Below are 25,704 nucleotides of genomic sequence, written 5' to 3' on the forward strand. Positions count from 1 at the left end.
TAGCCATATGAATCTGCAATTCATGCAGACAACCGATACAGAGCCGCACATTGCGGACCGCGACAGCCGAAGGAGAGGCGAATTTGAGCGAGCAGATATTCCCGAGCGGCGCGACCATGGTGCTGGGCGCCACGGGCGGACTCGGCGCCGCGTCGGCGCGCGCGCTCGCCCGCGACGGCAGCGACCTCGCGCTCTGCTTTCGCAGCAAGCGCGACGCCGCCGAGGCGCTGGCGGAGGAGTTGCGCGGCCATGGCCGCACGGTGACGCTCCATCCGGTCGACGCCACCGATCCGGCGACGATCGACGCCGCGCGCGACGCCGCGATCGCGGCGCATGGCCGGGTCCATGCACTGGTCTGGGCGGCGGGCCCGCTGGTCGATCAGCTCCACCTGTCCGAGACGCCGCTGGAGAAATGGAAGCGCGCGATCGCGGTGGAGGTGAACGGCTTCTTCGCCGCGGCCCAGTCGCTGATCCCGCATTTCCGCGCCGAGGGCGGCGGCGCCTTCGTCCACCTCGGATCGGCGGGCGACCTCTACTGGCCGCCGCGCGACGGCCTGTCGGTGGCGCCCAAGGCCGCCAACGAGTCGCTGGTGCGCGGCATCGCCAAGGAGGAGGGCCGCCACGGCATCCGCGCCAACAGCGTGCTGGTCGGCGTGATCGACGCGGGCATGTTCCACGAGCTGCTGGCGCAGGGCCAGTTCGACGACGCATGGGTCAAGGAGGTGCAGGCGCAACTGCCGCTCAAGCGCTGGGGCACGGCGGAGGAGATCGGCCATGCCGTCTCGTTCCTCGCCTCCGCCCGCGCGGGCTACACCACGGGGCAGCAGCTCGCGGTGGCGGGCGGCTACGGCGTCTGACCGATCAGGAGAAATAGGCAATGAGCAGAGTGAGCGATCGGGCGACGCTGGCCGCCCGCGCCGAGGAGGCCACCGGACTCCACGATTTCGGCGATCCCTGGATCTTCGAGAATCTCGATGCGCTGATCCCGGTGCTGAACGACGAGGCCGAGCTGACCGAGGTCGGCGTCGCCGGCGCCGAGACGATGATCGTCACCGCGCTGGCCAACCGGCTGCGCCATGTCGACCTGATCAAGCGCCATCCCGAGATCCTCGACGAGAAGGTCGACGTCGCGGCGGTCGTGGTCGGCCTGCCGCGCACCGGCAGCACGATGCTCCACCGCATGCTGTCCTCGGCCCCCGGCATGACCGGGGTGAAATGGTGGGAGGCGCAGAACTACGCCCCCTTCCCCGGCGAGGAGCGCGGCAAGCCCGAGGCGCGGCGCGAGGCCGCGAGCCACTATATGGCCTATATGCTCGACCATGCGCCCGAGCTGATGTCGATCCACCCGATGAGCATCGACCAGTCGGACGAGGAGCTGATCATCCTCGGCCTGCTCTTCTCCTCGACGATGATCGAGGGGATGTACCATGTGCCGAGCTACGCCCGCTGGCTGGTCGAGAACAGCCGCACCCGCTGCTATGCCGACCTCAAGCAGATCCTCCAGTCGCTGCAATGGCAGGATCCGGCGCGGCGCGGGGCGAAGTGGGTGCTCAAGACGCCGGGCCACCTGATGGCGCTCGACGGCGTGCTCGACACCTTCCCCGAGGCGAAGGTGGTGATGACGCACCGCGACCCGGTGCAGACCGTGCCGTCCTACTGCTCGATGATGACGACGCTCTACCACATGGCCTCGACCGTCGACCGGCGGAAGATCGGCGCCTTCTGGGAGAAGCGGCTTGCCGAGCTGCTCGATCTGTTCATGTCGGTCCGCGCGCGGGCCGGCTCCGCCAGCTTCATCGACGTCCGCTACACGGACACCACCACCCGGCCGGTCGAGGAAGGCCGTCGCGTGCTGGGCGAGGCGGGGATCGAGGTGACCCCCGAGATCGTCGCCGGCATGGCCGAGTGGGTCGAGGCCAACAAGCGCGAGGACCGCGCCCCGCACCGCTATGCGCTCGAGGATTTCGGGCTGACCCGCGAGCAGGTCGAGCGGGACTTCGCCGACTATCGCGCGACCTATCTGGGCGAGAGGGCGGCGGCATGAACCCGATCGACACATTGCTCGCCATCGAGGGCGTGAAGCGCTGCAAGGCCGAATATTTCCGCTGCATCGACGAACAGGACTGGGATGCGCTGGTCGCCAATTTCACGCCCGACGCGGAAACCGACATGCGCGAGGCGGTCGAGCCGCACAATCCCGACCTGCTGTCGCACGATCCCAGGGCCTTCGCCGCGAACAACGCCTATGTGCTGGCGCAGGTGAAGACCGCCCATTTCGGCTATATGCCGCGGATCGACGTGCTTTCCCCCACCGAGGCGAAGGCGATCTGGTCGATGGAGGACTGGCTCTGGATACCCGAGGGCCATCCCGTCCTGCCCGCCGGCCGGATGCACGGCTGGGGCCATTATGCCGATCGCTACACCAAGGTCGGCGACCGCTGGCTGATGTCGGCAACGCGGCTGACCCGCATCAAGCTGGAGCATGACGGATGAGCCGCCCGCTCGACGGCAAGCGCGCGCTGGTCACCGGATCGAGCGCGGGGCTGGGCGAGGGCATCGCACTCCGCCTCGCCCAGGACGGCGCGGCCGTCTGCCTGCACGGCCGCAACGAAGCGCGGCTCGCGGCGGCGCGCGAACGGGTCGCCGAGGCGGGCGGCGCCGTCCATGCGGTGGCCGGCACCCTGTCCGACGACACCGGCGCCCAGGCGGTGTTCGACGGCGCGGTCGCGGCGCTCGGCGGGATCGACATCCTCGTCAACAATGCCGGCGGCGAATCGGCGGGCGGCGGCACCACTGCCTGGCTCGACGCCGACGCCGACACCTGGAACGCGACCTACAATTCCAATGTCGGTTCGATCGTCCGGCTGGTCCGGCTGGCGGTGCCGGGAATGCGCGAGGCCGGCTGGGGCCGGCTGATCCAGCTGTCGAGCGAATCGGCCGACTTCCCGATGGCGATCATCCCGGATTACCAGGCGTCGAAGCTCGCGATCCGTTCGCTGACCCGCAGCCTCGCCATGGCGCTGGCGCGCACCGGCATCACCGCCAACAGCATCAGCCCCGGCCTCACCCATTCGACCGGCCCGGACCGCTGGCTCCAGCAGATGGCCCAGGCGAACGGCTGGGAAGAGGATTGGGATTCGATCACCCGCCACGTCCAGGATGGGATGATCTCAAACTTCGCCGGCCGGATCGGCGATCCCGCCGACATCGCCCATGCCGTCGCCTTCCTCGCCGATCCGCGTGCGGGCTTCGTCAACGGCATCGACATCCCGGTCAACGGCGGCCGCTGAGCCGCGATCCCCGAATAGAAAGATCCGGCCATCGTCACCGATGACCGGACCAGTAAGGGGTGGAAATCCCTCCGTCCGCGTCGAGAGACGGCTGGATATCGCAAGGCCGAGATTAGGCTTGCCTCCCAGGGCCGTCGCTCGCACTCTCCCCCCATGGATCATCGGACGATGCCAGATGCCTCATTGAATGATCCCGTCGACGGCGAGGCGGCCTCGCTGCTGGCGGCGCTGCGACGGGCGCTGCGCGGTGCGGGATGGACCCAGGCGCGGCTCGCCGAGGAGCTCGGCGTCGGATCGGCGACGGTCAAGCGCTGGCTCCACGGCCGCGGCCTCAGCTTCAACACGCTCGCCCATCTGTGCCGGCTGGCGGACACCAGCCTGACCGAGCTGGCCGACGACAGCCGCCTGACCGCGCAGACCGACGACCATCTGACGCTGGCCCAGGAAGAGGCGCTGACCGAGGATTCGGGCCTGTCGACGGTCTTCTTCCTGATCGTCAACGGCTGGCCGCCGAGCGAGGCGACCGAGGGTTTCCGCATCCCGCCCGAGGTGGTCGAACGGCACGTCGCCCGGCTCGAGCGGCTGGCGCTGGTCGACCGGTTGCCCGGCGGGCGGCTGCGCGCGCGGCTGAGCCCGTCGCACGCCTGGCAGCGCGCGCCGATGCGCCGCCATTTCGAACGCCACCTGAAGCAGCTGTTCGTCACCATCGACTATGGCGACCCGGCGACGATCTTCGGCGCCGAGACCTGCAAGCTGTCGCCGCTCGGCGCCGCCCGCGTCCGCGAGCTGATCGAGCGCTTTCGCGGCGAGCTGCGCGCGATCGAGCTGGAGGACCGTCGGACCGCCGCGCTGCCCGGCGAATGGCATGCCATCCTCGCCGTCGCGCGCTCGATGCGCCCGCTGATCGGTCCCTGACCGCCCCGCACGCCCGGCGTCAGGCCGGGACGTAGAGCTGCTGCAGCTTGCCGCCGTCGACGGGCAGGCAGGCCCCGGTGATGAAGGAAGCGTCGTCCGACAGCAGGAAGCGCACCGCATGCGCGATCTCCTCCGGCCGGCCGCCGCGCCCCATCGGAATGGCGCCCGAGACGCGCGCGTTGCGATCGGGATCGGCGGCGGCGAAGGCTTCGGTCGCCGGGGTCATGATCTGGCCGGGCGCGACGACGTTGACGCGGACGCCATGCGGCGCCGCCTCCGCCGCGGCAACCGCGCTGAAATGGACCAGCGCCGCCTTCGACGCCGAATAGCTCGCCATCGCCGGCATCGCGCGCAAGCCGTTGAGCGAGGAGATGTTGACGATCGCGCCCGACCCTTGCGGGATCATCACCCGCATTGCCGCCTGGGTGCCGATGAACACGGCATCGGCGTTGATGCGGAAATCATGCCGCCAGTCGTCCAGGGTGAGGTCGGCGATCATCTTGTAGCTGACCGCCATCGCATTGTTGACCAGCCCATCGAGCCGGCTGTGCCGAGTCGCGACGCCGGCGACGAAGGCCGCGAAGCCCTCGGCGTCACCGACGTCAAGGACGTGCGATTCGACCGATCCGGCCGCGGCGACCGCCTGATGCGCCTCTGCCAGCACATCCTTGCGGCGTGCGCAGATCACGACATGCGCGCCCTCGCGCGCGAGTTCGACCGCCGTCGCCCGGCCGATACCGTCGCTACCGCCGGTCACGATCACCACCTTGCCGGCCATCGCCTGCGTCATCCTGTGCTCCTCTTCCACGGTCATTATCGAAATTCGTCGATAGCGGTCCAAATTTGACTGGATTGGCTGTTCCAGTGACGATACATTCCCCACTTGCGTAAACGATAGATCATTATTCAGCGCAAGTCGAAAGGGAGAGGGAAGAATGTCGACGCATCGCGACGAGACGGGCTGAGCCCACCGCGGCGGCGTGGCGGCCATCGTCGCACGACCGCTCCACTGCTCGAAGCCGACGGCGCGAACCCGATACGGGCGCGGCGCGGCCGACAATAACAGCGTCGATCCGGGAGAGGATTACATGCGCTTCACCATAACCGCGCTGGCACTGGCCGGCGTGTCTCTGTTCGCCACCACCGCTGCCGCCCAGACCGCCCCCGCAGCCGCCGATGCCGAAGGCGTCAACGGCCTGCAGGAGATCGTCGTGACCGCGCAGCGCCGCGCGGAAAGCCTGCAGAAGGTCCCCGTCGCGGTCACCGCGATCAGCGCAGAACAGATCGACGATCTGCGCGTCACCAACGTGAAGAACCTCGCCGGCCTCGCGCCGAGCCTCCAGATCCAGAACCAGGGCCTCCAGAGCAACCCGTCGATCGCGATCCGCGGCGTCGCCTCAGGCGTGTCGAACAACGCGGTCGATCCGAAGGTCGGCATCTATCTCGACGGCGTCTATATCGGCCGCACCGTCGGCTCGATCTTCGACCTCGCCGACATCCAGCGGGTCGAGGTGCTGCGCGGTCCGCAGGGCACGCTGTTCGGCCGCAACGCGACCAGCGGCGCGATCAGCCTGGTCAGCGCCGAGCCGACCGGCGAGTTCGGCATCCGCGCCACCGGCTCCTACGGCAATGGCGATGCGATCCGCGGCAAGGCGGTCATCAACCTGCCCGCTTTCGGTCCCTTCTCGGTCAAGCTCGCCTATCTCCACGACCAGATCGACGGCGATTACACCAACCTGATCGGCGGCAAGACGATCAACCTAGCGCTGCGCGATCCGCGCTTCGGCACCGAGACCTTCGCCCGCAAGCTCGGCCGCCGCAACATCGACGGCGGACAGCTCGCCATCCGGGGCGAATTCGGCAACCTCACCGCCGATTATCGCTTCGACTATACCGACGCCCGCACCACCGGCCGCGCGATCCAGAGCCTGGGCGTGATCCCCGATTCGTCGGGCGCGCTGCTCCAGCCGATCGTCGACCTGCAGCCCTTCTTCGGCGGCATCACCAACATCGCCCCCAATGCCCGGCTTTCCGCGGTCGCCAATGCGACGAGCGAGGAACATGTCGTGACCCAGGGCCACAGCCTGACCCTGGCGGTCAAGCCCAACGATCTCGTGACGGTGAAGAGCATCACCGCCTATCGCAAGTTCAGGCAGGACCCGAACATCTACGACCTGGCGTCGTCGGGTGGGCTGCGCTTCACCTTCGGGCAGCTCGGCGCGTTGATCACCCCCGGGCTGACTCCGGCGCAGATCCAGGCGGCGCTGTTCAATCCGGCCAACATTCCCGGACCGAACGACTATTTCTTCTCGCTGCTCACCGCGCGCAAGACCAGCCAGAAGCAGTTCAGCCAGGAATTCCAGATCCAGCTCGATGGCGAGCATTACGAGCTGACCGCCGGCGCCTTCTATTTCCACGAGCGTTCGCCCGCGACCGACATCCTCGGAATCCTTGAACCGGTTCCGGGGGGCCTGGTGGTGCCGAGCCCGCTTGACGCGGCATTCGGCAGCGGTGTCACCGACACGGTGTCGATCAACGATTCCTGGGCGGGCTACGGCCAGCTCACCGTCCACCTCGGCGATCGCGTCGACGTCACCGGCGGGCTTCGCTACACGATCGACGACCGCGACCTCGCGATCAACGCCATATCGGGCGGCCAGGGGGGCCAGCTCGGCGTCGGCAAGTACAATGTCAGCTTCAAGAAGCTCAACTATACCGGCATCCTGACCTGGCGGCCGACCGACCAGACCACCGCCTATGCCAAGATATCGAGCGGCTATGTGGCGGGCGGCATCCTCAGCGGCATCCCCTACAAGCCGGAGACGCTGGTCTCCTATGAGCTTGGCGCCAAGACGCAGATGTTCGACAACCGCGTCCGCCTGAACGTCGCGGCCTTCTACAGCGACTATAAGGACCTGCAGACGCAGAACTTCATCAACGGCCGGCAGTTCTTCGACAATGCCGGCAAGGCGTCGATCAAGGGCTTCGAGGTCGAGGCCGACGTCATCCCGGTCCGCGGCCTCGTGCTCAGCGGCAATGTCGGCTACGCCGATCTCAACTACAAGACGTTCATCCTCAACGGGGTCGACGTCGCCGACGTCGCGCGCACCACCTACAACTCGAAATGGACCGCGCGGGTCGCGGCGCAATATGACGCGCCCGAATTCTCGAACGGCAGCCATCTCCAGGGTCGGATCGAGGGCCGCTATCGCAGCAGCTACTATCTCACCTCGACGCCGTTCGTGAACCTGGCGGGCCAGGTCGTGCTGGAGAACGAGAACCGCCAGCCCGGCTATTGGCTGGTGGACGGGCGCTTCGGGCTGGTCGACATCCCGATCGGCGGGACCAAGGCGTCGCTCTCGGCCTTCGGCCAGAACCTGTTCGACAAGCATTACATCTCGTTCGGCGCGCCGGTGCTGTCGCTGGTCGGCAGCTATGAGCGCGGCCGCACCTACGGCGTCGAACTGGGCTTCGCCTTCTGATGGTCCAGCCGCAGTTGAACGGCCGGGCCGCGCTGGTCACCGGGGCCAGCCGCGGCATCGGCCGGGCAATCGCACAGAGGCTGGCGTCGGCCGGCGCGACGGTGGTTGTCACCGCGCGCTCGGCCGGCGCCCCCGCCGTGCAGAAGCGCTTCGGCGCCGAGCAGATCGTCGCCGGGACGCTCGACGAGACGGTCGCACTGATCGAGGCAGCCGGCGGCCGGGCGATCGCCCTTCCCGCCGACCTGGAACACGAAGGCGACCGCAACGTCTTGATCGAGCGGGCCGCCGCCGCCGCGGGCCGGCTCGACATCCTCGTCAACAATGCCGGTTTCGCCGATTATGCGCGGGTCGAGGCGATGAGCGACGACACCTTCCGCCGAACCCTGCTCCATTATCTCGAAGTCCCGTTCGCGCTGTGCCGCGCGGCAGCGCCCCGGATGCGGGCCAACGGCGGCGGGTGGATCGTCAACATCGGGTCGGTCACAGCGCTGCCGCCCACCCGCCCCTATCCCGATTATGCGCGCGCCGGCGGCGACACCGTCTACGCATCGGTCAAGGCGGCGCTCAACCGCTTCAGCCAGGGTCTCGCCGCCGAGCTGGTGGACGCCAATATCGCGGTCAACGTCGTCGCGCCGTCGACCGCGATCCGCACGCCCGGCGCCGACCAGCTCATCCCCGGCGACTATCCGACCGAGGACGTCGCCTATCTCGCCGCGACGGTGCTCGACATGTGCCACCTTCCCGCCGCCGAACGGACCGGGCGGATCGCCTATTCGATGCAGTGGCCGCACGATACGGGGCTCGCGGTGCGGACGCTCGACGGGCGCGATCCGCTGCCGCCGGCCGATCCGCCGGCCTGGTCGCACCCCGCGATCACCGGCATGGCGGAATGGGCCTGATGCGCCGGCTGGAAGGCAAGGTCGCCGTCGTGGCGGGCGCGGGCGGCATCGGCACCGCCACCGCGCGCCGGCTGGCGCAGGAGGGCGGATCGGTGCTGCTCGGCGATCTCGACGGCGACGCGGCGGCCGCGGCCGCGCGGACGATCGCGGCCGAAGGCGGACGGGTCGCCGGCATCGGCTACGACCAGGCCGACGACGCATCGGTCGCCCGGCTGGTCGCCGCCGCGGTCGATACCTACGGCCGGCTCGACTTCATCCACGCCAACGCCGCGAACATGGTCGCGATCCGCGAGGACGGCGACGCGCTGACCATCCCGCTCGACGTCTTCGACGCGACCGTCGCGGTCAACATGCGCGGGGTGCTGTCCTGCGCCCGCCACGCGCTGCCGCACCTCGTCGCCAATCGCGGCGCCTTCGTCGTCACCTCCTCCTCCGCCGCGCATATGGGGGAGCCCGAACGGGTCGCCTATGCGATGACCAAGGCGGCGGTGAACGCGCTGGTCCGCCACATCGCCAGCCGCTGGGGCAAGGAGGGGGTGCGCGCCAACGCCATCGCCCCCGGCATGGTGCTGACCGACCAGATCAAGCGGTCGATGCCGCTCGCCTTCCAGGAACAGGTCCTCGCCGCGCACCGCCATTGGCGGCTGGGGGAGAGCGAGGACATCGCCGCCATGGTGGCGATGCTCTTCTCGCCCGACGGCGAATGGATCAACGGCCAGGTGCTGGCGGTCGACGGCGGCGCGTCGATCCGCCCCTGACCATCGTCCCGCGTCCGGTCGGCGCCGCCCCTCAGCCTGGCCCGAGCACGCTCGGGTCGCCGACATGCATCGACCAGTGCGCGTCGCGCCGGACGATGCGCCAGCCGGCCGGGGTGCGGGCCCAGCGGTCGACATAGTCGCCATGGGTATCGAAGATCCGGTCGCCCTTGTCGCCGCGCCCCTGGTGGCGCGCCTGGACATAGGCCCGGCTGATCGCGGCATCGCCGTCCAGCTCTATCGCGATGCTGCCGATCAGGTGCTGCGACGGCCCGCAGCCGCCCAGAAAGACGCGGAACTGCTCGCGCATCGCGGCGATCCCGCTCTGCTCGCGCCCGTCGCCATAGTCGAAGCTCACATCCTCGGCGAAGACCTCCCCCACCGCGTCCCAATCGCGCGAGTCGACGATCCGCGCGAATCGCGCAAGCTGGTTGCCGATGGCCAGCCGGTCGCATTCCATGATTCTCTCCATTTTCCCGTTTTGCGCAGGAAATCCTAGGAAATATCGACGCGTTTCGCCATCCGCACGACGCATTTTCCTTGCCCGGCGGGAATAAGTGAAATAGGTTCCGAAATAGCGCGACGCCGGCATGGAGAGGCCGGCGGACAGCTTGCAGGAGAGCGGACATGGACAACGACATCGCCTCGAAGGTCAGCGACGCCGACTTCGCCTATTACAACGCCAGCGACATCCAATATACGACGCAGAGCTCGACGCTGATCAGCTCCTCGCCCTATCTCAACCATGGCGAACTGCGCGCCCTGATCGCGCAGGAGATGCTGCGCCGGAACGGGCCGGACCTGCCCAACACCGCCTTCATCCCGAATGTCGTCAAGATCCTGATGGAGCTCGAGGACTGGCCCCGCATCTTCCAGCTGTTCGAGGAAGAGAAGGCGCGCCTGCCCGAGTTCAAGACCTGGCTCGAAGGCCGCAAGGTCTCGCTGTTCACCACGGAGGAGCTCAAGGGCGCCGAGCCCGGCACGCTGCGCGCGGTGATCTACGACTTCGTCGTCCACAGCGGCTACAACATGGACCATTTCTATCAGGGGATGGAGATCAAGACCGACTTCGACTTCTACATGAAGGAACGGACCCACACCCATGACATCGAGCACATGATCACCGGCTTCGAGACCAACCATGCCGGGGAGGTCGCGCTGCTCGCGGCCAATGCGCGCGCGCTCTACCGCTATTTCCGGCCCGAGCTGGCGGCCTTCTTCAACCGGGTCAGCGCCTATCTGAAGGCGAAGACGACGATGAAAAGCGGCCTCTTCTACCCGGAGGCGTTCAAGGTCGAGCTCGACGCCGAGGATATCGGCGCGGCGCAGGGCCGGGCGTGGAAGCACCCGCTCTTCCTGATCCCCTATCGCGACTATCTCGACTGGAAGGTCAGCGACATCCGCGAGGAATATGGCATCACCAACCCGCCGCCTCCCGGCGAATGGGCCTGGACGACCGCGGTCAGCGAGGATCCGCGCATCGCCAATGACGACCAGGCGATGGCGACAGCCGCCGAATAGTCCCTATCTCGGCGACCAGCGGGGCGGCGTCCACGAGGGGGGTGGGCGCCGCCCCTGTCGTTTGGTCTTCGCCGCCCCTCAGCTCGCCAGGTCGATCACCGTCACCGCCGCGCTGCCGTCCCACGCGCGCGCCGCCGCGATCCCGGCATCGCACATCTCGCGCAGGCCCGGCCCCTCGATGAACTCGAACAGCGTGCCGGGATCGCCGGGCACTTCGAGATAGGCGACCCGGGTCGAAGGGTTCCGCGCCGCGAAAACCGGCACCATGCCGCCGGCCCGCGCCGTCGCCACCGCCGCGTCGAGGTCGTCGACGATGCGGGCGAGGTGATGGAGGCCGAGCAGCCGGCTGCCGTCCGCCGCGCGATAGGGCGAGGCGGCGGCGTCGGTCGCCTCGATCAGCTCGATCTGGATGTCGTCCTGATAGCCGAGCGCCACGTCGATCCCGACCGTCGTCGGCACGCCGCGATACGCGCCTTCGAGCATGACGTTGCGGAAGACGGTCCAGGGGCCGACCCCCGAATGCGCCATCCACCTTGCGATCGCCGCATCGAGATCGTCGACCAGGAAACCGATCTGGTCGAAGGCGCCGAAACGGGCCTGGCTCATGTCTATCCTTTCCATGGACGCCCAAAAGCGGGAGGCTTCCGCCCCCCGCTTCCGGGTCTCGTCGTGGCTCGCGGGTAAGGTCGGCTTATTCGGCCGCCTCGAACGCGCGCTGGTCGGCCGGCGCCTCGGTCGGAGCCAGATATTGGCCCGGACGGTTGCCGGTATATTGGCCATCGGCGAAGGTCTTGACGCCGTTGACGAGGGTCAGCTTCATCGGCGCGGCCTGGCGGGTGAAGCGCCAGGTGGTGCCGCCGTCGCCGTCGGGCACGTCGAAGCGCTTCTCCATGTCGCGATAGCGGATCTCGTCAAGGTCGAAGACCACCAGGTCGGCGCGGCGGCCGGCCTTGATCTCGCCGGTGTCGTGCAGGCCGAAGAAGTCGGCCAGCTTGCCGGTCTTGATGTGGATCGCCTGTTCGAGCGAGATCATCTCCTCCTTCACATATTTGGTGAAGAGCAGGATGTTCTCGCCGCCGCCGCACAGCATCTGCAGATGCGCGCCGGCGTCGGAGATGTTGCCGACCGACTTCGGGTCGTTCATCAGCTGGACGGTCAGTTCCTCGTCCTTGGGGAAGGGCGCCATGTGGACGGTCGAGCGGGTGCCGTTCTCCAGGATCCACTGCGCCATCGCATCCGACCGGTGCAGGCCGCGGCTGTCGGCGAATTCCTTGAGCGTGCCGCCGACCGGGCCGGTACCGTTCTCGCTGTCGAGCAGGTAGAGGTCCTGCGGGTTGTTCATCGGCGAATGCGGCCAGGCCTTGGTGTCCCAGCTTTCCCGCGCACGGGCGCGCCAATCGGGATCGGCGAGCAGGCGGGCCTTCTCCTCATGGGTCTCGGCCAGCACCACCTCGTGCCAGACATAGTCGTTCGACTGGGCGAAGATCAGCGACTTGATCAGGCTGAGCGTGCTGGTCGGCGAGACATGGGCATAGCCCGGCCAGATGTCGGCCCCGTCGGCGCGCAGTTCGCCGAGGGTCTTCTCCAGCGCGGGCAGGATGTCCTTCTGGAACTCCAGCGTCGGGACCGCGCCGGCGATCTGCATGCGGATGCCGCGCCCCTTGGTCAGCCGGCCGAGCCGCACCAGGCTCTCCGGGCCGGTCTTCCGCATGAAGGTGTCGATGATGCACTGGTAGGTGGTGCCCGGATAGCGCTCCATCACCGCGAACAGCGCCTCGAACTCGGCGTCGTCGGCGAGCAGCGTCGGGATGGCGCGGTCATCGCCGTCATGGTCGTGCAGATTGTCCGACAGGCCGAGCGCGCCCGCGGCGAGCGCATCCTCGAGCAGCTCGGCCATCCGGGCGATCTCCTCGCCGGTCGCCGCCCGCTCCCACGCCTCGATCCCCATCGCGGCGAGGCGCAGAGCGATATGGCCGACGAACGCCGAGTAATTGGCCGGCAGCGTGATGTTCTTGGCCATCGACGCCTTGTATTCCGACCATTTCTCCCAATCCCACGGCACGTTCTGGAGGAAGGGCTTCAGCGGGATGTCCTCGAAGAAAGAGAAGATCTTGATCATCTCGAGCTGCGCGGCCTTCTCCTTCGACAGCGGCGCGGCGGTGAAGCCGCAATTGCCGAGGATCACCGTGGTCGCGCCGTTGCCGGGCAGCGGATCGAGATCGGGCTGCCACCACATCGTCGCGTCATAATGGGTGTGGCTTTCGATGAAGCCCGGCGTGACGTAGCAGCCGGTCGCATCGAACAGCTCCTCGCCCGGCCGGGGCGACAGCCCCGCGCCGACCTCGACGATGCGGTCGCCTTCGATGCGGACGTCGCCCGCACGCCGCGGCGCGCCGGTGCCGTCGACGATCGTTCCATTCTTGATCAGCATGCTGGACATGGACCCTCTCCCATATTTTCGGTGTGTCGTCTCATCTGACGATGCCGATGCGGTCACCTGCCGCGCCCATCGGCTTCTGCTCTGGGTTCAAAGGCTATCCCCCGGCTGGACAGGCGACAAGAAAGCGCCCCATGATGCGGACATCAGAGGATCATATCGCGACGCATAAGCGATCATCAGATGATCCATGTCGCCAACCGCAGCGGCCATCGCGCCGATATTCTGCGCAGTAGGGAGGAAGGGGAAGGCATGTCGCTGCAGGAGCTGATCGACAAGGACGCGATCGAGCAGGTCTATGTCCGCTATTGCGAGATCGTCGATTCGAAGAGCTTCGACCGCATGGACGAGGTGTTCACCGAGGATTGCGTCGGCGACTATAGCCAGGCGCTTGGCCCCGGCGTGATCAGCCCGAACCGCGCCAGCCTGATTGCATCGATGCACGCCAATCTGGGTCCGCAGTCGAGCTGCGGCGCGACCCACCACAATGTCCTCAACTTCCGCATCGGCGTCGACGGCGACGAGGCCCGGGCGAAGGTCCATTATTATGCCGTCCATCGCGGCCGGGGCGCGCAGGAGGGCGCGCTCTATTCGATGTGGGGCCAATATGCCGACGAGTTGCGGCGCACCCCCGCCGGCTGGCGCGTCGCGCGCCGCGTCTACACCGTCGCGCTGACCGAGGGGCCGGCGGCGGTGGTGGCGGGCTGACGAAGACGCCTGCTCAGGCTCAGGCTCACTCGCAGGCCAACCACGCCTCGCGCAGCTCATAACCGGTGACGAGGTCGTTCCAGCCGACCCGCGGCTCCCGCTCGAAGCGCAGGCCGGGGACGGCGAGCAGCCTGGTCAGGAAGATGTCGGTCTCCTGGATCGCCAGGAAGGAGCCGGGGCAGCGATGGGCGCCGTCGCCGAAGCTCAGCACCGGCGCGCCCGCACGTTGGGCCGGGCAGCGGCCGGGCTGCTTGGCGAGCGGGCGTTCGCCGCTCACTGCCGGGTCGGCGTTGACCGCGCGGACGTCGACCGCGACCATCGCCCCTTCCGGGATTTCCGCCTCGCCGAGCGTCACCGGGCAGGTCGTCCGCCGGAACAGCGTTCCCACGACCGGTTCGAGTCGCAGCAGTTCCTCCAGCAGCGCATGGCGTGCGGGTTCGTCGGCCGCCAGATACTGGGCGCGCAACGCCGCATCGTCGATCAGGTGCCAGGCGCAGACCGTGATGAACTCGCGCGTCGTGACCATCCCCGCCGCGCCATAGGTGATGCATTCGGTCAGCACCTCGGTGCCGCGATAGCCCTGGGCGAGGAGGTGCGAGATCACGTCCTCGCGCGGCCGCGCGCGCCGCGCCGCCATGCTCGGCCGCACGTCGATCCAGTAGAAGCGCAGCAGGCGGAACTGCGCCACCAGCGCCTGCCGGATCCGGCGCAGCCACCCGCCGCCCTGCTCCAGCCCGCCAGCGAAGAAGGCGTTGATGCGCCGATCGAGGCCCCGCCGCCGGCTGTCGGTCAGGCCGACCACCTCGGCGGCGACGCCGACCGCCATCTCCATCCCCATCGCGCTGAGCTCGGCGCGCCGCTGCCGGCGGAAATCGGCGATCACCCGGTCGGCCAGCCGCGCCATCAGCGGGCGGTAGCGCGTGTCGACGGCGCGCGGCGTGAAGAAAGGTGCGGTCAGCCGGCGCTGCTCATGATGCGGCCGGCCCTCGAGGAACAGGATCGGGACCTTGCCCCGGCCGGGAACCCGTTCGACCAGCTCGGCCTTGAAGCCGGCCTGCCGGGTCGAATCACCGCGCAGAAGGGCGCGCGCGGCGGCGAAGCCGCGAACATGCCACACCCCGGCCGCGTCGCGCTCGACCGCTACGCGGGACGGGATTCGGCCGAAAGCGGTGCGCCGCTCGTCGGGTGAGATCGTCGGATCCATGGCATCGGCTCCCAATATCGGAACCGATTTATCATTATTGTCCGAAGCGGACAACCGGCTCAGCCGCGCCGCGTCTCCATCGCGTCGAGGACCGCCTCCAGGATCGGCCGCCAGGCGGTTGCCGCGGCCTCGTCGGCATAATCATCGGCGGCGGCGCGCAGGTGGGGCAGCTCGTCGGCCTCGAAGCTGCCCAGCGCCAGCCGCAGCTCGCGCGCCTGGGTCGTGCCGCGCGCCGCGAGCGCGGCGAAATGGCCCGCCGCGACCGCCGCGCCCAGCACGATCTTCGCCGTTGCGCGATAAAGCGCCATCGCCTCGTCGGCCGCGAAGCCGCGCCGTTCCAGCGCGCCGAGGAAGCCGTCGACGAACTCCAGCTCGACCGCGATGCCCCAGCGCGCCTCGACGAACTCGATGATCAGCGAGGGCTGCTGCCCGACCGAGCTGAACAGCGCGGCGGCATAATCGAGCACGATCTCCCGCCAGGGCTGCCCGCTGTCGACCGGCGCCGAACGGGTCGCCTGGCGGCCGGCGGCGAGCCGGATCAGCGCGTCGCGATTCTCGACATAGCGGTACAGCGTGGCGATCCCGACGCCGAGATGGGCGGCGAGCTCCTTCATGTTGAGGTCGGCGAGGCCCAGCTCGATCGCGGTGTCGAGCAGGCGGTCGAGGGTCAGCCGGCGGGGGCGGCCGGCCTGGCGGGCGGGACTGGGATCGGCGTTCACCCCCTTATTGTCCCGCTCGGGCGCCGGGAATCAAGCACCCCCACCGCCTCAACTCAGCTTCGATATTGCGCGACGATCTCGCGGATCGCGGGAACGACGTCGTTGCGGCGATAGCCGAGCAGCGTCGCGACCTGCGGATCGGTCTCGTAGAACAGATTGTTGCCGCGGCCGAAGAAGATCGCGCCGTCGGGCAGCATCGGATGCTCCTCGTCGCGCACCGGCGGCTTGTCGCGCCCGACCGCTTCGAAGAAGGCGCCGAAATAGTCCTGGAACGACATGTTCTTGTCGCCGACCAGATAGGAGGCGCCGGCAGCGCCCCGCTCCAGCCCGCCTTCGACCGCCTCGGCAAGCGACTGGGTCGAGATGAAGTTGGTGCCGCCCGGCGGCGCGAACTCGGGCATCGGCGCGAACTTGCCCTCGGCATATTGCGTATAGGCCGCGAACATCGGCACGACGAGGCCGGGCACCGAACCGACGACGAACGGCGCGTTGATGCTCATCGCGACGAAATTGTCGCCGGCGAGCGCGGCGACGCCCTCGTCGGAAACCTTGCGCGAGCGGACATAGGCGTTGGTCGCGACCAGCTCGGGCGCGGCCTGCGGATAGAAGCTGCCGATGTTGACCGCCTTGCGGACGCCCGCCGCCCGGGCGGCCTCGAAGAAGCGGGGGACGCCGATCGAATTGGCCTCGTGCCAATAGGCGTCGCCGCCGTCCTGCGGCTGGTGGCGGACGTCGTTGCCGGCGGCGAACACCAGCGCGTCGAAGGCGCCGAGCGCGGCGCGGTCGAAATCCATGGCGACATAGTCGACCCGCAGGAAGGGCAGCCGGCCGAGCGGCGTCCCGGCGGCCGGGGCGTTGCGGCCGGCGATCGCCACCTCATGCCCCCTGCCCTGCAGGTAGAGCGCGGTGCGCCCGCCGATCATGCCGGCGCCGCCGACGACGAGAATCTTCATGCCTATCCCTTTCGGATCAGAAATTGAGGCCGTTGCCGGACAGCACCGGCAGGTTGGTCCAGGTGCCGCGCGGATCGCGGTACCAGCCCGCCGCCGCCAACGCGCCGCCGTCGATGTGGAGCGCGGTGCCGGTGATCCACGCCGCGTGCGGGCTCGCCAGGAACAGGATGCCCGACGCCATGTCCTGCGGCGTGCCGAAGCGGCCGAGCGGGATCCAGTTCGGGATGTGCCGGCGATGCTCCTCCGGGATCATCAGCGACACCGGCACCTGCGGCGTATCGGTCGTCTCGGGCGCGATCAGGTTGACGCGGATGCCCTCCGGGCCGAGTTCGAGCGCCAGGCTCTGGGTGAAACCGGTCAGCCCCGCCTTGCACGCGGCGTAGACCGCGCAATGGGGGATGCCGCGAAACCCCTCGATCGAGGAGACCGAGACGATGCTGCCGCCCGCGCCCTTGCGGCGCAGAAGCGGGATCATCGCCCTGGTGACGCCGAACACCTGGCCCAGGTTGGTCGCGTAGAGCCGGGCGATTTCGGCGTCCGAAAGCTGGTCGAACGGCTTGGCGAGCATCAGGAAGTCGCCGACATTGTTGACGAGGACGTCAAGCCCGCCGAACGCGGCGTCGACCTGCGCGGAGAGATCGGCCACCGCCGCGGCGTCGGTGACGTCGCCGACGACGACCAGCGCGTCGTCGCCCAGCGCGGCGCGCGCCTCCTCGGCCCGGGAGGGATCGATCTCGATCGTCGCGACCCGTGCGCCGGCCGCCTTGAACGCTTCCGCCGTGGCGCGCCCGATGCCGGCGCCGCCGCCCGTGACGAGCACGGCCTTGCCTGTGAAGTCGAACATCGGCGTCTCCTCTCGCGGCCGCTCTCCGGCGGTCGGCCATTGGCTAATATGAGATGCCGCCCGATGCAAGGTTCCACAACGCATCATGTGATATAATATGACTTTATCTTTGCATTTGCGTTTTCATACAGTCACAATGTTGCGAAATAAGCGATCCAGAGAGGAATGAGGCGATGTCCGATTCGACCATGGAGGCGATGGTCCTGAACCGCTTCGGCGGCCCCGAGGTGCTCGAGCTCGCGACGATCGAACGGCCGCGCGCGGAGCCGGGCCAGGTCGTTGTCCGGGTCGCCTATGCCGGGGTCAACCCCGCCGACTGGAAGGCGCGTGAGGGCTGGCTGTCGCGCTATTTCAACTATGTCTTTCCCTTCGTCGTTGGCTTCGACGCTGCCGGAATCGTCGCCGAGGTCGGCGCGGGCGTGACCGGCCTGGCGGTCGGCGACCGCGTCGTCACCGCTTCCAACCAGGGCAAGGGCGAGCGCGGCTCCTATGCGCAATATGTCCGGTCGGACCGCGAACGGGTGGTCAAGCTGCCCGACCATGTCGCCCTCAAGGACGCGGCGGCATTGCCGACCGCGGCGATCACCGCCTGGGAAGCGGTGTTCGACGTGGGCGGAGCGAAGGCCGGCCAGCATGTCCTGGTCAACGGCGGCGCGGGCGGCACCGGCGGCTTCGCGGTCCAGCTCGCCCGGATGGCGGGCGCGAAGGTCGCGGCGACCTGCGGCCCCGCCAATCTCGATTATGTCCGCGGCCTCGGCGCCGACCTCGCGATCGACTATCGCCGGGGTGGCGTGCGCGAGGCAGTCGCCGCCTGGGCGCCCGACGGGGTCGATCTGGTCGTCGACACGGTCGGCCAGGGCAGCCTGCTCGATTCGATCGAGATGGTCCGTCCCGGCGGCATCGTCGCACCGATCGGCACGCTGATCGCCGACGAGCCGATGCCCGATCCGGCGCGCGCCACCGAGCGCGGCGTGCGGATCGTCCCCACCATCGCCAGCTTCGAACGGCAGGAGCGCCAGCTCGCCGCGCTGGTCGAGGCGCTCGCCGCCGGCCGCATCCGGCCGCCGCAGATCGAGGTCGTGCCGCTCGCCGAGGCGAGCGAGGCGCAGCGCCGCGTCGCCGACGGCCATGTCCGCGGCAAGCTGCTGCTCGCCGTCGATGAGACGCTGGCATGATCTGGATCGTCGACGAGGTGGAGACCAAACCCGGCATGGGGGCGGCGTTCCTCGACGCCTATATGACCCATTATGCGCCGGGCAACGAGGCGCGCGGGCTGAAGCTGGTGCATCGCATGGTCGAGCCGGCGATGTGGCTCGACGACGCGCCCAACCGGCTGCTGCTGGTGTGGCAGGCCGACCATGCCGGCGCGGTCTGGACTGCCAAGCACCGGGCGCGCGGCGACGCGGCGGTCGCCCGCTGGTGGAACGAGCAGGCCCCGCCCTTCATCCTGTCGCGCAGGCGCGGCACCTATGCCCCCGCCGAGGCGCTGGAGGCGCTCGCCGATGTATAACCGGCTGCTGATCCCGACCTTCGCCCCAGGCCATCGCGACGCGGCGATGGCGACCATCGCCGAGGCGGGCGCGGCGATCGGCGCCGAAGCGCTGCTGTTCGCGCCGACCCTGCCCGGCGTCTACAATGGCGGCGACGCGATCTGGCGGGCAAGCTTCGCCCATCGCGCGGCTTGCGACGCGGCGCTGCGCAGCGCCGCCTGGGCGCCGGCCGCCGAGTTGCTCGCCGATCCGGCGGTCACCACCCATCTTGACGCGGTCGGCTATGCGACCGGCAAGGTCGGCGGGCTCGTCGACGGCGGCGGCCTCTATCGCGTCGCGCTGTTCCGCGCCGCGATCGACCCGACCCCGGAGCGGCTCGCCGCCTTCGGCGCCCAGACCGCAGCCATGCCCCGCGCGATCCGCTCGATCCGCCGCTGGCAGCTCGCCACCGCCGACGAGGCGAGCGGGCTGCACGGCTGGACCCATGTCTGGGAGCAGGAATATGCCGACCGGGCGGGCCTGGAGGGCGCCTATATGATGCACCCGGCGCATTGGGCGCATGTCGAGCGCTGGTTCGACCCGGAATATACCGAGTTCCTGGTCCACCCGCTGCTCGTCCACAGCTTCTGCGCGATCGACAGGCCGGTGATCGCCGCCTGATCAGGCGCGATAGGCGGGATAGTCGGTGTAGCCGGTCGGCCCCTCGGCATAGAGCGTCGTCGGGTCGAAATCGGCCAGCGGATGGCCGTCGCGGAAGCGCGCCACCAGGTCGGGATTGCCGATGAACGGCCGGCCGAAGGAGACCGCGTCGGCGATTCCGGCGCCGACCAGCGCCTCGGCCTTCGCCTGGTCGATGCTCTCGTTGAGGATCAACGGCCCGCGCCAATGTCCGGCGGCGAGGGCGCGATGGTCGACGCCCTGCGGCGTCGCCATCTCGATCAGGTGGCAATAAGCGAGGCCCAGCCCGCCGATCGCATCGAGCAGCACCGCATGGGTCTCCGCCGGGTCCTCGTCGTGCAGATCGTTGAAGGGATTGCCGGGGCAGATGCGGAAGCCGACGCGGCCCGCACCGATCCGGCCAGCGAGAGCCTCGATCGTCTCGACCACGAAGCGGACCCGGTTCGCGGCCGAGCCGCCATAGCGATCGGTGCGCCGGTTGGCGCCGGTCGCCATGAACTGGGCAGGCAGATAGCCCGAGGTGCAGTGGAGCTCGACCCCGTCGAAGCCGGCAGCGATCGCCCGCGCGGACGCGAGCGCATAATCGTCCACCACGCCGGCGATCTCATGCGTCTCCAGCGCGCGCGGGCTTATCGTCCCCGACATTCCGCCGGGGGTCCACAGCGTCGCCTTCGCCGCGATGGCCGAGGGGGCGACAACGTCGACGCCCGCCGGCCGGTTGGCCGCCGCCGCTATCCGCCCGACATGCATGAGCTGCGCGACGATCACCCCGCCATGCGCGTGGACCGCGTCGGTCACCTTGCGCCAGGCCGCGACCTGCGAATCGTCATAGAGGCCGGGTGTGCGTGCATAGCCCTTGCCCACGATCGAGGGCTGGATGCCCTCGCTGACGATCAGGCCGGCGTCGGCACGCTGGGCATAATAATCGACGTGAAGGTCGGTCGGGCGATCGCCCTCGTCGGCACGGCTGCGCGTCATCGGCGCCATCACGATGCGGTTGGCCAGCCGGAGCGAGCCGAGCGCGACGGGATCGAACAGCGTCGGTGCCGGCATCAGCGCACCCGTACCTTCGGAGCGCCGGCGCCGCCGCGCATCGTCTCGATGAATTTCTCCAGCGGCGCGGGCGGTGCCACCGGCGATTCGTCGGGGCCGCTGCGTTCCCAGAAGCGCTTCCACGACGGGAAATAGTCGTGATAGCCGCCCTCATAGGGCTCGCGGCCCGGCCAGCGCATCTTGCGCCCGCCGATCGGCGGCTTGTTCAGGTCGGTCGCGTACCAGTAGAGCGGCAGCCGGCGGCGGAAATACCAGCGGCCGTCGATCCGTTCGTAGCGGTCGACGTAGATCATCTGCATGATCACCCACTCGGGCCCGGTCTCATGCTCGTTCTTGGAATAGACGACGCCCTGTGCATGATCGGGATCGTCGAACTCGATGATATGGCCGCCGATATGATGCGAGGTACCGTCAAACTGCTGCCGCATCGTATCGTCGAACCAGGTGCGGAGCGCGGCGCGGCCGGTCTCGCCGTTGCCGACCTTCACGTCCTCGGGGAACAGGCCGACCCAGGCATCGGCATCGCGCATGTCGAGCGCGAGGCTGTACTTCGCCGCCAGCTGGCGGATCGCGTCGATCGACTCGAGTCGGTCGAGGCGCTTCACAATGTCGTCGTTCACCGCATCCTCTCCACGCAGACCATATCATCATTCCACTGGAATCTATCACTTTGCGTTGATACACGTTCAGATAATTTCGCATAGTGCAGATTCCGCCGCAGCATAGAAGAAGAGGACCGGAGGGGACATGGCATTTGATCGGGAAGTGGACCTGCTGGTGGTGGGGACAGGCGCGGGTGCGCTGGTCGCGGCGTTGCGCGCGGCCAAGGCGGGCGCCGAGGTGCTGGTGGTCGAGAAGGGGGCGCTGTGGGGCGGCACCTCCGCCACCTCGGGCGGCGGCATCTGGATTCCGGGCAGCCATCTGGCGGCGCAGGCCGGCCACCCCGACGACCTCGACGAGGCGTTCGGCTATGTCCGCCGGCTGACCGCGCCGAACGTCAGCGACGAGCAGATCCGTGCCTATGTCGACAATGCGCACCGCATGCTCGAATGGGTCGAGCGCGAGGCCGACGTCCACTATGCCGCGCTTCCCTATCCCGATTATTATCCCGAGACCGAGGGCAGCCGCGAAGGCTATCGCACCCATCTGATGCCGGGCGAGGTCGACGCGCGGACGATGGACCGCGCCGCATTCGACACGATGCAGCGCGCCTCCCCCGCCGCGAGCCTGTGGGGCCGCATCAACTGGAAGCTGGCGGAGACCCACATGGTCCTGTTCCGGCCGAAGGGCTGGATGAAGGTGATCGTCAAGGTGATGGCCGGCTATTGGCTCGACATTCCGCAGCGGCTGCGCAGCCCGCGCGACCGGCGGCTGACGCTCGGCACCGCGCTGCTCGCCCAGCTCCGCAAGGCGCTCGACCGGACTGGCGCCGAGGTCTGGCTGGACAGCCCCCTGCTCGGCCTGATCGAGGAGAAGGGGCGGGTCGCGGGCGCGACCGTGCGGCACGACGGACGCGAGCTGCGGATCGGCGCGCGGCGCGGGGTGATCCTCGCCGCCGGCGGGTTCGAGCGCAACGCGGCGATGCGCGCGGCGCACCTGCCCGGCGCGCCCCAGCCGCAGGCGAGCGGATCGCAGGTCAACAACGAGGGCGACGCGCTGCTCGCCGCGCAGAAGCTGGGCGCCGCGGTGCGCAATCTCGATTCGGCCTGGTGGGCGCCGGTCTTCCGCATCCCCGGCGAGGATCGCGGACGGCTGTCGACGGTCGAGCGGGCGCTGCCCTATTCGATCATCGTCAACCAGGCCGGCCGCCGCTACGCCAACGAGGCGCTGTCCTACCACCGGTTCGGCGAGGCGATGATGGCGAAGAACGCGCCCGGCGCGGCCACCGACCCGAGCTGGCTGGTGTTCGACAGCCGCTATCGCGCGCGCTATCCGGCCGGTCCGGTGATCCCGGGCTTTCCCGACTGGATGCTGTCCGCGGCGGTGCGCAAGGTGCTGGTCAAGGCGCCGACGATCGAGGCGCTGGCGGCGAAGATGCAGGTCGATCCGACGGTGCTGCGCGCAACGGTCGATCGTTTCAACATGATGGTCGCGCAGGGCCGCGACGAGGATTTCGGCCGTGGCGACGCCGCCTATGACCGGCTCTACGGCGATCCGCGGGTGGCGCCCAATCCGACCCTGGGTTCGCTCGCCGAGGCGCCCTTCTACGCCATCCCGATCCACCTCGGCGACATCGGCACCAATGGCGGCCTCGTCACCGACGGCACCGGACGGGTCCTGTCCGAGGGGGGCGGCGCGATCCCCGGCCTCTATGCGGTCGGCAACCTCGCCGCCTCGGTGATGGGCTATTCCTATCCGGGCGCCGGCGCGACGCTGGGGCCGGCGATGACCTTCGGCTGGCTGGCGGCGGCCGATGCGGTGCGCGCCAACGAGCCGGGTTGAGCCTAAAATGATCCGTTCGTCCCGAGCGAAGTCGAGGGACGTTCGCTCTCGGAGCGTGTCTCGACTTCGCTCGACACGAACGGAATGTTCTGATCCGAAATGGATCCGATCAGCCGAGCGCCTGGCGCAGCGCCGCCGCCGCCACTGCGACCGCCTCGTCGGCGATCGGGGCGATGCCGAAGAAGCTCGCGAAGCCGTGGATCGCGCCCGGGAAGTCGTGCAGGTCGACCGGAACCCCGGCGGCGCGCAGCTTCGCGGCATAGGCGGCGCCTTCGTCGTGCAGCGGATCGTTACCGGCGAGGATGATCGTCGCGGGGGCGACGCCCGTCACATCGGCGGCGCGGATCGGCATGGCCAGCTCGTGTGGGTCGCCCGCGCCGAGATAGGCGTCCCAGAAGAAGGCCATCATCTCGTTGGTCAGGAAGCCGCCCGCGGCATTGGCCCGATAGGACGGCGTCGTGAAATCATTGTCGATCACCGGATAGAACAGGACCTGCGCGCGTGGGGCGCCCGCGCCACCGCGCAGCGCCAGCGCCGCCGCCGCGGCGAGGTTGCCGCCGGCGCTGTCGCCGACCAGCGCAAGCCGGCCGGCATCGACGCCGAAGCCCGCCGCCCTGGCCGCCAGCCCCTTCACCGCCGCTATGCAGTCGTCGACCGGCGCCGGGAAGCGATGCTCGGGCGCGAGGCGATAGGCGACCGACAGCACCGCGCAGCCCGCGTCGCGCGCCAGAACGCGCGCCAGCCCGTCATGCGTGTCGAGCGTGCCGACCACCCAGCCGCCGCCATGGAACAGCACCGCGACCGGCAGCGTCTCGCCCGGGCGGGGATGGTAGAGCCGCGCCGCGATCGGGCCGGCGGCGCCGTCCACCTCCACGTCACGCACCTCGGCGATCTCGACCGGCGCGGTCGGGAAGGGATTGTCCATCAGCGCGCGCATCGCCGTCGCCTCGAGCGGGTCGGGCAAGGCGAAGCCGCTCGCCGCCATCGCCTCAATCATTTGCTGCAAGACCGGATCAATCACTTTATTCCCCTCTCCTGATGCCGGACCCGCTGCCCGACGAATATCCCGACATGCCCGGCGTGCTCGCCGCGCTGTTCGCCAGCCTGCTCGACGAGGAGCCATGGTCGGCCTTCCTCGAACGGCTGGGCGAGGCCTCCGGCGCGACCTGGGCCACGCTGATCCTCACCCCGCGCCAGGCCGACCAGCCTGGTATGATCCTGACCCCCAACGCCGATCCGGGCGTCGGCGCCGACTATAACAGCCGCCTGTTCGCCGAGGATCCGTTCGTCGGCCTGCCCGAGGGCAAGGTCGCGCGTTTCCGCGATTTCGTGCCGGCCACCACGCTCGACCGCAAGACCGCCTTCCGCGCCTTCCTCGAACAGACCAGCGACGAGATCCTCGGCGTCGACATCGGCGAGGCGAGCCGGCTCGAGCTGCGACTGCGGCTGACCCGCGCCGCCGACCGGCCGCGCTTCGAGCCTGCCGACCGCCGCCGGCTGGAGAAGCTGGTTCCCCATCTCCGCATCGCGCTGGCACTGTTCGAGCGGCTCGCGGCTGGCGAAACCGAGCAGCGCATCTATGCGGGTGCGGTCGCCCAGATGGCGGTCGGCGTGATCATCCTCGACCGGCGCGGCAAGGTGCTGCGCCTCAATCCGCCGGCCTCGACCATCCTGGCGGAGCAGGACGGGATCGCGCTGCGCGGCGACGCCCTGGCCTTCGACGATATGGAGATCGGCCGCCAGCTCCAGGCGCGCCTCGCCCGCAGCGACGAGAACGGCCCGCTGACGCTGCGGATCGAGCGCCCGTCGGGCACCGGCGACCTGCTGCTGGTGGTCGGCCAGGCGCCGGCCCCCGAATTCGTGTCGGCGGGCGGCGGTCCGGCGGCGGTGCTGTTCCTGACCGATCCGACCCACGGGCCACGCATCTCGGCCGAGGCGATCCGCGACCTGCTCGGCCTGACCCAAAGCGAGGCGGCGGTGGCCGCGCATCTCGCCGAGGGGCTGGCGCCGGCCGAGGTGGCGGCCCGGCTCGGCATCTCCGCCAACACCGTGCGCGCGCACCTGCGTTCGATCTTCGGCAAGACCGGGGTCAAGCGCCAGAGCCAGCTCGTCCAGCTCGTGCATCAAAGCCTGCCCAGCCTGTCGCGCCCCGCGCCCTAGAGCATCGTGCGGTTTATCTGGACCGCTCATCCCGAGGAGCCATCGAGCGAAGGCGAAATGGCATCTCGAAGGACATGATATCCTTCGAGACGGGCCTTCGCCGAGGCCAGTCCCTCCTCAGGATGAGCGGACGGATGCGTCACATCAAACGCTC

The 25,704-nt window shown here is 69.0% G+C and carries 26 protein-coding genes; 15 read left to right on the forward strand and 11 right to left on the reverse strand.

From position 1 onward, the window contains the following. Positions 1-116: 116 nt before the first annotated feature. The 5 genes from B5X82_RS14305 (at position 117) to B5X82_RS14325 (ending at position 4,205) form a co-directional block, all read left to right on the forward strand. Positions 117-857, forward strand: a complete 741-nt coding sequence (locus tag B5X82_RS14305; RefSeq protein WP_079649080.1) for an SDR family NAD(P)-dependent oxidoreductase — start codon at positions 117-119, stop codon at positions 855-857. Between the two features lie 20 nt (positions 858-877). Further along, positions 878-2,044 carry a sulfotransferase family protein gene (locus B5X82_RS14310; protein WP_079648847.1) on the forward strand — a complete coding sequence of 389 codons (1,167 nt, stop codon included), beginning with the start codon at positions 878-880 and terminating at the stop codon, positions 2,042-2,044. Continuing rightward, positions 2,041-2,493: a nuclear transport factor 2 family protein gene (locus tag B5X82_RS14315; protein WP_079648848.1), complete on the forward strand. Its 453-nt coding sequence runs from the start codon at positions 2,041-2,043 to the stop codon at positions 2,491-2,493. The genes B5X82_RS14310 and B5X82_RS14315 overlap by 4 nt, the downstream gene beginning before the upstream one ends. After that, positions 2,490-3,290, forward strand: coding sequence for an SDR family NAD(P)-dependent oxidoreductase (locus tag B5X82_RS14320; protein ID WP_079648849.1), 801 nt, complete (start codon positions 2,490-2,492; stop codon positions 3,288-3,290). Before B5X82_RS14315 ends, B5X82_RS14320 begins: the two co-directional genes overlap by 4 nt. Before the next feature lie 183 nt (positions 3,291-3,473). Then, positions 3,474-4,205 carry a helix-turn-helix domain-containing protein gene (locus tag B5X82_RS14325; RefSeq protein WP_235862698.1) on the forward strand — a complete coding sequence of 244 codons (732 nt, stop codon included), beginning with the start codon at positions 3,474-3,476 and terminating at the stop codon, positions 4,203-4,205. Positions 4,206-4,224: 19 nt separating this feature from the next. Here the strand turns inward: B5X82_RS14325 and B5X82_RS14330 are convergent, their stop codons facing one another. Then, positions 4,225-4,995, reverse strand: coding sequence for an SDR family NAD(P)-dependent oxidoreductase (locus tag B5X82_RS14330; RefSeq protein ID WP_079648851.1), 771 nt, complete (start codon positions 4,993-4,995; stop codon positions 4,225-4,227). A gap of 298 nt (positions 4,996-5,293) precedes the next feature. On the opposite strand from B5X82_RS14330, the gene B5X82_RS14335 reads away from it, so the two are divergent. Genes B5X82_RS14335 through B5X82_RS14345 form a run of 3 tightly spaced genes read left to right on the forward strand, consistent with a single transcriptional unit; the run spans position 5,294 to position 9,344 of the window. Further along, positions 5,294-7,687: a TonB-dependent receptor gene (locus B5X82_RS14335; RefSeq protein ID WP_079649081.1), complete on the forward strand. Its 2,394-nt coding sequence runs from the start codon at positions 5,294-5,296 to the stop codon at positions 7,685-7,687. Then, a complete protein-coding gene (locus tag B5X82_RS14340; protein WP_079648852.1) occupies positions 7,687-8,586 on the forward strand; it encodes an SDR family NAD(P)-dependent oxidoreductase in 900 nt (299 codons plus the stop codon). Before B5X82_RS14335 ends, B5X82_RS14340 begins: the two co-directional genes overlap by 1 nt. Next, positions 8,577-9,344 (forward strand): SDR family NAD(P)-dependent oxidoreductase, encoded by a 768-nt coding sequence (locus B5X82_RS14345; protein ID WP_079648853.1) that lies wholly within the window; start codon positions 8,577-8,579, stop codon positions 9,342-9,344. Before B5X82_RS14340 ends, B5X82_RS14345 begins: the two co-directional genes overlap by 10 nt. 31 nt (positions 9,345-9,375) lie before the next feature. Here B5X82_RS14345 and B5X82_RS14350 read toward each other — a convergent pair whose 3' ends face one another. Then, positions 9,376-9,801, reverse strand: a complete 426-nt coding sequence (locus tag B5X82_RS14350; protein WP_079648854.1) for a nuclear transport factor 2 family protein — start codon at positions 9,799-9,801, stop codon at positions 9,376-9,378. 167 nt (positions 9,802-9,968) lie between these two features. Here B5X82_RS14350 and B5X82_RS14355 point away from each other — a divergent pair, with 167 nt between their 5' ends. Continuing rightward, positions 9,969-10,862, forward strand: coding sequence for a hypothetical protein (locus B5X82_RS14355; protein ID WP_079648855.1), 894 nt, complete (start codon positions 9,969-9,971; stop codon positions 10,860-10,862). A gap of 78 nt (positions 10,863-10,940) precedes the next feature. On the opposite strand, the gene B5X82_RS14360 is transcribed toward B5X82_RS14355, so the two are convergent. Further along, entirely contained in the window at positions 10,941-11,468 is a 528-nt protein-coding gene (locus B5X82_RS14360; RefSeq protein WP_079648856.1) for a VOC family protein, read from the reverse strand. 85 nt (positions 11,469-11,553) lie between these two features. Next, a complete protein-coding gene (locus B5X82_RS14365; RefSeq protein ID WP_079648857.1) occupies positions 11,554-13,302 on the reverse strand; it encodes an N-acyl-D-amino-acid deacylase family protein in 1,749 nt (582 codons plus the stop codon). 180 nt (positions 13,303-13,482) lie between these two features. On the opposite strand from B5X82_RS14365, the gene B5X82_RS14370 reads away from it, so the two are divergent. Continuing rightward, complete coding sequence (locus tag B5X82_RS14370) at positions 13,483-14,007, forward strand: nuclear transport factor 2 family protein (protein WP_079648858.1); 525 nt, start codon at positions 13,483-13,485, stop codon at positions 14,005-14,007. A 25-nt stretch (positions 14,008-14,032) separates the two neighbouring features. Here B5X82_RS14370 and B5X82_RS14375 read toward each other — a convergent pair whose 3' ends face one another. The 4 genes from B5X82_RS14375 to B5X82_RS14390 are packed head-to-tail and all read right to left on the reverse strand — an operon-like array spanning position 14,033 to position 17,727. Further along, complete coding sequence (locus tag B5X82_RS14375) at positions 14,033-15,211, reverse strand: cytochrome P450 (protein ID WP_079648859.1); 1,179 nt, start codon at positions 15,209-15,211, stop codon at positions 14,033-14,035. A 59-nt stretch (positions 15,212-15,270) separates the two neighbouring features. After that, positions 15,271-15,930 carry a TetR/AcrR family transcriptional regulator gene (locus tag B5X82_RS14380; RefSeq protein WP_079648860.1) on the reverse strand — a complete coding sequence of 220 codons (660 nt, stop codon included), beginning with the start codon at positions 15,928-15,930 and terminating at the stop codon, positions 15,271-15,273. A 53-nt stretch (positions 15,931-15,983) separates the two neighbouring features. Continuing rightward, positions 15,984-16,883, reverse strand: coding sequence for an NAD-dependent epimerase/dehydratase family protein (locus B5X82_RS14385; RefSeq protein WP_079648861.1), 900 nt, complete (start codon positions 16,881-16,883; stop codon positions 15,984-15,986). A 16-nt stretch (positions 16,884-16,899) separates the two neighbouring features. Further along, on the reverse strand, positions 16,900-17,727 hold the full coding sequence (locus tag B5X82_RS14390; protein ID WP_079648862.1) for an SDR family NAD(P)-dependent oxidoreductase: 828 nt from the start codon (positions 17,725-17,727) through the stop codon (positions 16,900-16,902). A gap of 173 nt (positions 17,728-17,900) precedes the next feature. Here B5X82_RS14390 and B5X82_RS14395 point away from each other — a divergent pair, with 173 nt between their 5' ends. Genes B5X82_RS14395 through B5X82_RS14405 form a run of 3 tightly spaced genes read left to right on the forward strand, consistent with a single transcriptional unit; the run spans position 17,901 to position 19,877 of the window. Next, entirely contained in the window at positions 17,901-18,902 is a 1,002-nt protein-coding gene (locus tag B5X82_RS14395; protein WP_079648863.1) for a quinone oxidoreductase family protein, read from the forward strand. Then, entirely contained in the window at positions 18,899-19,237 is a 339-nt protein-coding gene (locus tag B5X82_RS14400; protein WP_079648864.1) for a hypothetical protein, read from the forward strand. The genes B5X82_RS14395 and B5X82_RS14400 overlap by 4 nt, the downstream gene beginning before the upstream one ends. After that, positions 19,230-19,877 carry a Dabb family protein gene (locus B5X82_RS14405; RefSeq protein WP_079648865.1) on the forward strand — a complete coding sequence of 216 codons (648 nt, stop codon included), beginning with the start codon at positions 19,230-19,232 and terminating at the stop codon, positions 19,875-19,877. The genes B5X82_RS14400 and B5X82_RS14405 overlap by 8 nt, the downstream gene beginning before the upstream one ends. On the opposite strand, the gene B5X82_RS14410 is transcribed toward B5X82_RS14405, so the two are convergent. Then, positions 19,878-20,948, reverse strand: a complete 1,071-nt coding sequence (locus tag B5X82_RS14410; RefSeq protein ID WP_079648866.1) for an alkene reductase — start codon at positions 20,946-20,948, stop codon at positions 19,878-19,880. Then, positions 20,948-21,568, reverse strand: coding sequence for a nuclear transport factor 2 family protein (locus B5X82_RS14415; RefSeq protein ID WP_079648867.1), 621 nt, complete (start codon positions 21,566-21,568; stop codon positions 20,948-20,950). Before B5X82_RS14415 ends, B5X82_RS14410 begins: the two co-directional genes overlap by 1 nt. 127 nt (positions 21,569-21,695) lie before the next feature. Between B5X82_RS14415 and B5X82_RS14420 the strand changes: the two genes are divergently transcribed. After that, positions 21,696-23,390 (forward strand): FAD-dependent oxidoreductase, encoded by a 1,695-nt coding sequence (locus B5X82_RS14420; protein ID WP_079648868.1) that lies wholly within the window; start codon positions 21,696-21,698, stop codon positions 23,388-23,390. A gap of 109 nt (positions 23,391-23,499) precedes the next feature. On the opposite strand, the gene B5X82_RS14425 is transcribed toward B5X82_RS14420, so the two are convergent. Further along, positions 23,500-24,387 (reverse strand): alpha/beta hydrolase, encoded by an 888-nt coding sequence (locus tag B5X82_RS14425; RefSeq protein WP_079648869.1) that lies wholly within the window; start codon positions 24,385-24,387, stop codon positions 23,500-23,502. Between the two features lie 41 nt (positions 24,388-24,428). Here B5X82_RS14425 and B5X82_RS14430 point away from each other — a divergent pair, with 41 nt between their 5' ends. After that, on the forward strand, positions 24,429-25,550 hold the full coding sequence (locus B5X82_RS14430; RefSeq protein WP_079648870.1) for a helix-turn-helix transcriptional regulator: 1,122 nt from the start codon (positions 24,429-24,431) through the stop codon (positions 25,548-25,550). Positions 25,551-25,704 lie beyond the last annotated feature (154 nt).

This window comes from Rhizorhabdus histidinilytica, assembly GCF_900167915.1.
GTDB classification, from domain to species: domain Bacteria; phylum Pseudomonadota; class Alphaproteobacteria; order Sphingomonadales; family Sphingomonadaceae; genus Rhizorhabdus; species Rhizorhabdus histidinilytica.

Coding starts and splice junctions, on each gene's coding strand:
- B5X82_RS14305 (WP_079649080.1), top strand. CDS start 117: ATGGTGCTGGGCGCCACGGGCGGACTCGGCGCCGCGTCGGCGCGCGCG.
- B5X82_RS14310 (WP_079648847.1), top strand. CDS start 878: ATGAGCAGAGTGAGCGATCGGGCGACGCTGGCCGCCCGCGCCGAGGAG.
- B5X82_RS14315 (WP_079648848.1), top strand. CDS start 2,041: ATGAACCCGATCGACACATTGCTCGCCATCGAGGGCGTGAAGCGCTGC.
- B5X82_RS14320 (WP_079648849.1), top strand. CDS start 2,490: ATGAGCCGCCCGCTCGACGGCAAGCGCGCGCTGGTCACCGGATCGAGC.
- B5X82_RS14330 (WP_079648851.1), bottom strand. CDS start 4,995: ATGACGCAGGCGATGGCCGGCAAGGTGGTGATCGTGACCGGCGGTAGC.
- B5X82_RS14335 (WP_079649081.1), top strand. CDS start 5,294: ATGCGCTTCACCATAACCGCGCTGGCACTGGCCGGCGTGTCTCTGTTC.
- B5X82_RS14340 (WP_079648852.1), top strand. CDS start 7,687: ATGGTCCAGCCGCAGTTGAACGGCCGGGCCGCGCTGGTCACCGGGGCC.
- B5X82_RS14345 (WP_079648853.1), top strand. CDS start 8,577: ATGGGCCTGATGCGCCGGCTGGAAGGCAAGGTCGCCGTCGTGGCGGGC.
- B5X82_RS14350 (WP_079648854.1), bottom strand. CDS start 9,801: ATGGAATGCGACCGGCTGGCCATCGGCAACCAGCTTGCGCGATTCGCG.
- B5X82_RS14355 (WP_079648855.1), top strand. CDS start 9,969: ATGGACAACGACATCGCCTCGAAGGTCAGCGACGCCGACTTCGCCTAT.
- B5X82_RS14360 (WP_079648856.1), bottom strand. CDS start 11,468: ATGAGCCAGGCCCGTTTCGGCGCCTTCGACCAGATCGGTTTCCTGGTC.
- B5X82_RS14365 (WP_079648857.1), bottom strand. CDS start 13,302: ATGTCCAGCATGCTGATCAAGAATGGAACGATCGTCGACGGCACCGGC.
- B5X82_RS14370 (WP_079648858.1), top strand. CDS start 13,483: ATGATCCATGTCGCCAACCGCAGCGGCCATCGCGCCGATATTCTGCGC.
- B5X82_RS14375 (WP_079648859.1), bottom strand. CDS start 15,211: ATGGATCCGACGATCTCACCCGACGAGCGGCGCACCGCTTTCGGCCGA.
- B5X82_RS14385 (WP_079648861.1), bottom strand. CDS start 16,883: ATGAAGATTCTCGTCGTCGGCGGCGCCGGCATGATCGGCGGGCGCACC.
- B5X82_RS14390 (WP_079648862.1), bottom strand. CDS start 17,727: ATGTTCGACTTCACAGGCAAGGCCGTGCTCGTCACGGGCGGCGGCGCC.
- B5X82_RS14395 (WP_079648863.1), top strand. CDS start 17,901: ATGTCCGATTCGACCATGGAGGCGATGGTCCTGAACCGCTTCGGCGGC.
- B5X82_RS14400 (WP_079648864.1), top strand. CDS start 18,899: ATGATCTGGATCGTCGACGAGGTGGAGACCAAACCCGGCATGGGGGCG.
- B5X82_RS14405 (WP_079648865.1), top strand. CDS start 19,230: ATGTATAACCGGCTGCTGATCCCGACCTTCGCCCCAGGCCATCGCGAC.
- B5X82_RS14410 (WP_079648866.1), bottom strand. CDS start 20,948: ATGCCGGCACCGACGCTGTTCGATCCCGTCGCGCTCGGCTCGCTCCGG.
- B5X82_RS14420 (WP_079648868.1), top strand. CDS start 21,696: ATGGCATTTGATCGGGAAGTGGACCTGCTGGTGGTGGGGACAGGCGCG.
- B5X82_RS14425 (WP_079648869.1), bottom strand. CDS start 24,387: ATGATTGAGGCGATGGCGGCGAGCGGCTTCGCCTTGCCCGACCCGCTC.
- B5X82_RS14430 (WP_079648870.1), top strand. CDS start 24,429: ATGCCGGACCCGCTGCCCGACGAATATCCCGACATGCCCGGCGTGCTC.